Annotated in this window: 5 protein-coding genes; 1 reads left to right on the forward strand and 4 read right to left on the reverse strand. The window is 57.5% G+C overall.

Translation table 11 applies throughout. The annotated features are described in order from the left end of the window. Positions 1–904: 904 nt before the first annotated feature. The 3 genes from ACEW8J_RS03545 to ACEW8J_RS03555 all read right to left on the reverse strand — a co-directional run bounded on the left by ACEW8J_RS03545 (position 905) and on the right by ACEW8J_RS03555 (position 3,475). Complete coding sequence (locus ACEW8J_RS03545) at positions 905–1,543, reverse strand: CPBP family intramembrane glutamic endopeptidase (protein WP_373490255.1); 639 nt, start codon at positions 1,541–1,543, stop codon at positions 905–907. Positions 1,544–2,044: 501 nt separating this feature from the next. Beyond that, positions 2,045–3,178 carry a TIGR03032 family protein gene (locus ACEW8J_RS03550; protein WP_373490256.1) on the reverse strand — a complete coding sequence of 378 codons (1,134 nt, stop codon included), beginning with the start codon at positions 3,176–3,178 and terminating at the stop codon, positions 2,045–2,047. Between the two features lie 114 nt (positions 3,179–3,292). Further along, complete coding sequence (locus tag ACEW8J_RS03555) at positions 3,293–3,475, reverse strand: DUF1674 domain-containing protein (protein WP_373490257.1); 183 nt, start codon at positions 3,473–3,475, stop codon at positions 3,293–3,295. Positions 3,476–3,560: 85 nt separating this feature from the next. Here ACEW8J_RS03555 and ACEW8J_RS03560 point away from each other — a divergent pair, with 85 nt between their 5' ends. Beyond that, entirely contained in the window at positions 3,561–4,460 is a 900-nt protein-coding gene (locus tag ACEW8J_RS03560; protein WP_373490258.1) for a M48 family metalloprotease, read from the forward strand. A gap of 50 nt (positions 4,461–4,510) precedes the next feature. Here ACEW8J_RS03560 and ACEW8J_RS03565 read toward each other — a convergent pair whose 3' ends face one another. Beyond that, positions 4,511–5,212: a CDP-alcohol phosphatidyltransferase family protein gene (locus ACEW8J_RS03565; protein ID WP_373490259.1), complete on the reverse strand. Its 702-nt coding sequence runs from the start codon at positions 5,210–5,212 to the stop codon at positions 4,511–4,513. Between the last annotated feature and the right edge of the window lie 40 nt (positions 5,213–5,252).

A 5,252-nucleotide genomic window follows, 5' to 3' on the forward strand; every position in this document is an offset into this window, starting at 1 on the left:
TCATACGAGTGCTCAAATGACTGGTCGTATGACTACTTGTATCCTGATCGTCGAAATCGTCCATTATCACCGCTCCAAAAAGAACGGCAATCAGCCTATGTCGGAGCCATCATGCAAGGCGACCTCCACGCCACGCTTACCAATCAGGTTAGTGGGGGTCGTTCCTAGAAAATGCCATTACAGGTCGGATTCGAAGATCAATCGCTTTCGAAAAATTTCCCTAAAGCTGCAAGTGGCAAATTTTATTGAAGGAGGGCGGGTCTGGCCACCTTATTGAAAGCAAATAGCGGGCTAAGTCCTTGCAACAGGGGAGGTGGAATAGGGTATATAAGCACTTGATATAAAATGGAATCCTGGGGATTTGAACTAGCGACCTAAAGATTAAAAGTTAGGAACTGGATTCGTGTAGGCATACATATTGCTCTCATTGAGCAACTTCGAGATCTCATCGGAAGTTCGAGTGACCGCCAATTTCAACGCTTCGTCGATATGAACGTATCCTTGAGTAACGCCGCGCGCCGCGTGTCCGAGTAATGCGCGTAAACTTGCCGGGCGCTGGCGCTCTTAAAACGGCTCAGCGTAATCTGTCGGTCTAACACGCTACTAACACGCATAGTTTGCAAAAACCTTAGTTTTGCGTATCAGTTTTGCCCAGCTTTGCGCGCCTAAGCTGTTGTTTTTCTTGGTTTATGGTTCCCTTGCCAAGGTTGGGGTCGAGAGTTCGAATCTCTTCGCCCGCTCCAGTTTTTCCGGTTGAAGCAAACATGCGTGGCATGTTTGCCCGAAAAGCTCCCGATCCCAAGAAACGCGGCTTACCTAATAGCCCCCATGAACACTCCGGCGAGTTGCATGGTTGCAATTGCTCCCCCGGAATTCATGGACAGCACGATCCGCCCCCTGCAATTCAATGGCCAAGATAAAGCATGGTGATCCCATAAAAGTTGGTCGCCATATGTGCGACAATTACTGGCAAAAGCTTTCGGCCCGAAAACACATATAGCAGACCGAAGGATAGGCCGATGATTCCGGTGGAGAAAACGCCTGCCCATCCCTGATACAGATGGGTGATGCCGAAAGCGGCGGCGGAAAGCATTGCTAGCGGAATGGCGGCGCGGGACCCGAACAACTTAACACCCCATCCGATGACGAACCCGCGAAAAATCAGTTCTTCGACAATTCCGCCGAACAACAGGCCGATTGCCAACATCAGCAGGTAGTTGCCCAAATTATCCTCTACGGCAGCGAAGTCGTCCAGTTTGATGGGACCGAAAATTCGCTCTAGCAGAGGATCGACGGCTGTACCCATGGCCACAGCAAGAAGGGCTGCAACCCCAAGGCCTAGCAGTATACTGAAAAATATTGACCGATAACGTAGAGCAAGCGTCACCGGGAGTGCTTCTCGATGCACGACAAGTGTCACGACGACTATCGCTAGTGAAATGAGAACCCCGACGCCAGGCAGAAGCGCAGCAGGTATCAGCGGCGCTAGGCACAAAAACTTGCCTTGTGTGCTGGAAATTGCCGGATATTTCAAACCGTCCAATCCTCCCCGAGTGCATGTCTATTATCGCGATTGCGCTTGCTATGCAAGGAAAGTGCTTGGCCGACCTTCGACTGTGCGGAGAAGCCAGGGATGCCGTTGTCTGGCATCCATGGCTTCTCGAATTCTGGGGACGAATTCCGGGGTCAGCATATCCATTGCCTACCAGCCCAGCGCTCAACCACCTGCCATTTGCCGCATCCTGCCACTCGGTCCGTTCGAACATCCTCGCCAACGCCGCTCATTACATATGCTGTCCCCGCAATCACCCTGTGGTATCATCGACGCATGGCAACAATCGACTGGTATATTATCGGTACCGCCGTCGCGCTTGGCGGCGCTGCCATTGTCCTGTGGGGGCCTCGCCCGGGATGAGGCGAGGGGCCGATTGATTTGCGGCTGCAATTTGCAGGACGCAGGCATTCGGGGCAAGTTTGTTCGACAAATCTACGACGGTTGGTCAGAAGGCGATTGCCGCATTTCTGCACCTGCCGGTGCGCGACCCTACAGGCCAGCCGGTTCGATCGTCAGGAAATCCCTGATCTCGACCGAATTCGGCCCCAGGGTGATCGGGTTACGCACGCCCGGAAGCACGCAGATATCGAACAATTCGGTGATCGCGCCCTCGAACCGCAGCCAGTGCCGAAGCGCGCCATCGGCTTTCGACACGATCTGGACACCGCACCAGGCCTCGCTATCCTTTGCCTTCAGCAAGCCATCCAGCGCCAGGCCCTCGAAATGGCCCTTGCGGGGTTTCGACAGGGTGACAAAGGCATGATCGCCGTGAAATGCCAGGCCGCGCAGAAATCCGGGGAAAAAGGCAAGCGGCACGAATTGCGGGCTGTCCGGAGCGATCCAGCCCAGTTCGCCGGTCCCCGAATTCAGCAACCAGAGCCTGCCATCATGGACACGCGGACTGTGCGGCATCGACAGGCCGTCGGCGACAATCGCCTGGCTTTCGACATCGACGATCAGCCCGCCCTCATCGCGATCCTCGCGCCAGCCATTGACCACATCCGAACGGGACACGGCGCTGACATATTTCGGCTTGCCGTCGACCATCGCCAGGCCGTTGAGATGGCAGCGATCCTCACCGACCAGTTCGCTGATGAAATCGGGTTTCCAGACCGGCTTGAAACTGTGCGTCAGGCTGGGCTCGCACAGGCAGTTATAGCGGGTGTTGACGAAGAGGATCCGGCCATTGTCCTGGATACCCAGTTCATGGATGTCGATATTGCCGGTGGTCTGCAGATTGCGAGGGACATAGACCTTGTCATGCACATGATTGGCCCGTTGGCCCAGGCCCAGAACGTTTTCCATGCGGACGATCTGGGTCAGCGTGCCCAGATAGATGCGGTCGGCATTACCGGTCAGGCCCATCGCCTGTGGATAGACCGCTTCGTGCAGCGCCAGCTTTCCCTCCGGACCATGGCCGATCAGATAGAGCCGGCCGGTCTGATAGGAGGTAAAGCCCAGCGCGATATTGTTGCTCGCCAGAAAGGAGGTGAGACCGGGAGAGAAGCTGATATCGATCGTGCCGGCTTCCGCGGCAGCGGTCGGTGCCGCTTCGGTGGGGACATTCCGGTCTTCCGGAGCAATGGTTTCGACGCCATCCGCGGCCGGTTTCTCTTTGCTCACACTATCGCTCCCGTCGGCTTCGATCAGCGATCTTTCCATAAAAGCCGGGTGGGGCAAAGACTTAAATATATTGGCCGGCCGGAGTCAGCGCCGAAAGCGCCGTCTTGCCGCCGGTCAGAAATCGACCGCAATACCCTTATGCTCCCAGTCACCATAGCGGGTCGGCCCGCCTTTTCCGGTAATTTCCTCGGCCTTTTCCAGCGGATCGGGTTCCGGTACCGGCTTGTTCGGGGAAAGATGCGCGGGCGCCCTGACATGGGCTGGTCGCTCACCGGATTTTCTATTGCTATCGGTCATATTTTTGCCTGTCCGCCAAATTGAATCGCCCCGCCTCCCCTCCTATATTGAAGCTGAAGCAATTATAATCAAGCGAGTAGAGACGATGAACTTCATGAAGACAACCATGCTCCTGGCGGCGCTGACCGCGCTGTTCATGGTTCTGGGCTATTCGCTCGGCGGCAGCGGCGGCGCGATCATCGCCTTGCTGGTCGCGGCCGGCATGAACCTGTTCACTTACTGGAACGCCGACAAGATCGTGCTGAAAATGCACAATGCGGTGGAGGTCGATGGCTCAAGCCATCCCGAATTCTACAATATGGTCAAAAATCTGGCCCAGCGCGCGCAGCTGCCGATGCCGAAAGTCTATATTGTCGACCAGCCCCAGCCGAACGCCTTTGCCACGGGCCGGGATCCGGAGCATTCGGCCGTCGCCGCGACCACCGGCCTGCTCAAGATGCTCAGCCATGACGAAATCGAGGGCGTGATGGCGCACGAACTCGGCCATGTGAAAAACCGCGACACGCTGATCATGACGATGGTCGCGACCATCGCCGGCGCGGTGTCGATGTTGGCCAATTTCGGCCTGTTCTTTCGCGACCGCAACGCCGGGATCGCCGGCCTGATGGCGGTATTGATCGCGCCTTTCGCGGCGATGATCGTGCAGATGGCGATCAGCCGGACCCGCGAATTCGGCGCGGATGCCGCCGCCGCCCAGATCAGCGGCAAGCCCTTGTCGCTGGCTTCCGCGCTGGCCAAGATTTCCGGAGAGGCGGCGCGTATCCCCAATCCGGTCGCCCAGCGCAATCCGGCCGCATCACAGCTCTATATCGTGCCGGGCGGGGTGCGGCAGATGTTCTCGACCCATCCCGCCACCGAAGACCGGATCGCGGCCCTGCAGGCGATGGCGCAGGGCGGTGGTGCCGACGGCTGGTCCAGCCGCCCCGACGAACTGGGCGACATGGGCCGTCTGCGCAAACCGAGCGCGCTTGATCCGACGAGATAGGCTGGCCGCAGCGTCTCGCCGACCTATCCATCACGCCGTCCTTTCAGGGGTCAATCCTGGTTGCGGATCGGAGGGTCTTCTTTTGCCAGGCGCTTGGCGGTCTTTGCCGTCTGCACCACAAACAGGCTGATCAGTATAATGCCGACGCTGCCGACAAACAGGTCGAAGCCGTTGAGTTGAAAGACTATCGGATTCTCCTGGCCCGCGATTAGCATCGCCAGCGTCAGGCCGATGAGGATCAGCCGCAATTCGGTTGGCCCCGCGTTGAGATAGGAAAGCCTGAGCTCGCCCAGCACGCGAACCGACAGAAAGGCATGAATCGACATCAGCAGATATCCGACGAGCGCGACGAGCGCGACCTCGAGTTGGACATAGGGGCTGATACCGATGCCGACGACCAGCAGCACCGTGGCAAAGCCATCGCAGCTATGATCGAGAAAATAGCCGTAACGCGGCCGTTCGATCTTCCGGAACCGCGCCAGGCTGCCATCGAGCGAATCGCCAAACCAGTGCACGACATATCCCGCTATCGACAACAGCAACCAGCCCGGATGCAGATTGCTGGCAACATATCCGCCAAAAACAAGGAAAGCGCCGATCATGCCCACCAGCGTCAGCATATCGGGAGTGGTCCACGCAGGCATGCCGGCGCACAGCCGGTTGAGCGCGCGGCGTTCCAGCCGGGCGATCATATTGTCCTGAATGCGCTCGATTGGGGCGGCGCTTCGGTTATCGGTAGGATCGGTTTTCATTCAATATTTCTCTGGCCCACGCCTTGTCCTGCAAGCATTT

The organism is Parasphingorhabdus sp., from assembly GCF_041748495.1.
Classification (GTDB): domain Bacteria; phylum Pseudomonadota; class Alphaproteobacteria; order Sphingomonadales; family Sphingomonadaceae; genus Parasphingorhabdus.

Coding starts and splice junctions, on each gene's coding strand:
- ACEW8J_RS03555 (WP_373490257.1), bottom strand. CDS start 3,475: ATGACCGATAGCAATAGAAAATCCGGTGAGCGACCAGCCCATGTCAGG.
- ACEW8J_RS03560 (WP_373490258.1), top strand. CDS start 3,561: ATGAACTTCATGAAGACAACCATGCTCCTGGCGGCGCTGACCGCGCTG.
- ACEW8J_RS03565 (WP_373490259.1), bottom strand. CDS start 5,212: ATGAAAACCGATCCTACCGATAACCGAAGCGCCGCCCCAATCGAGCGC.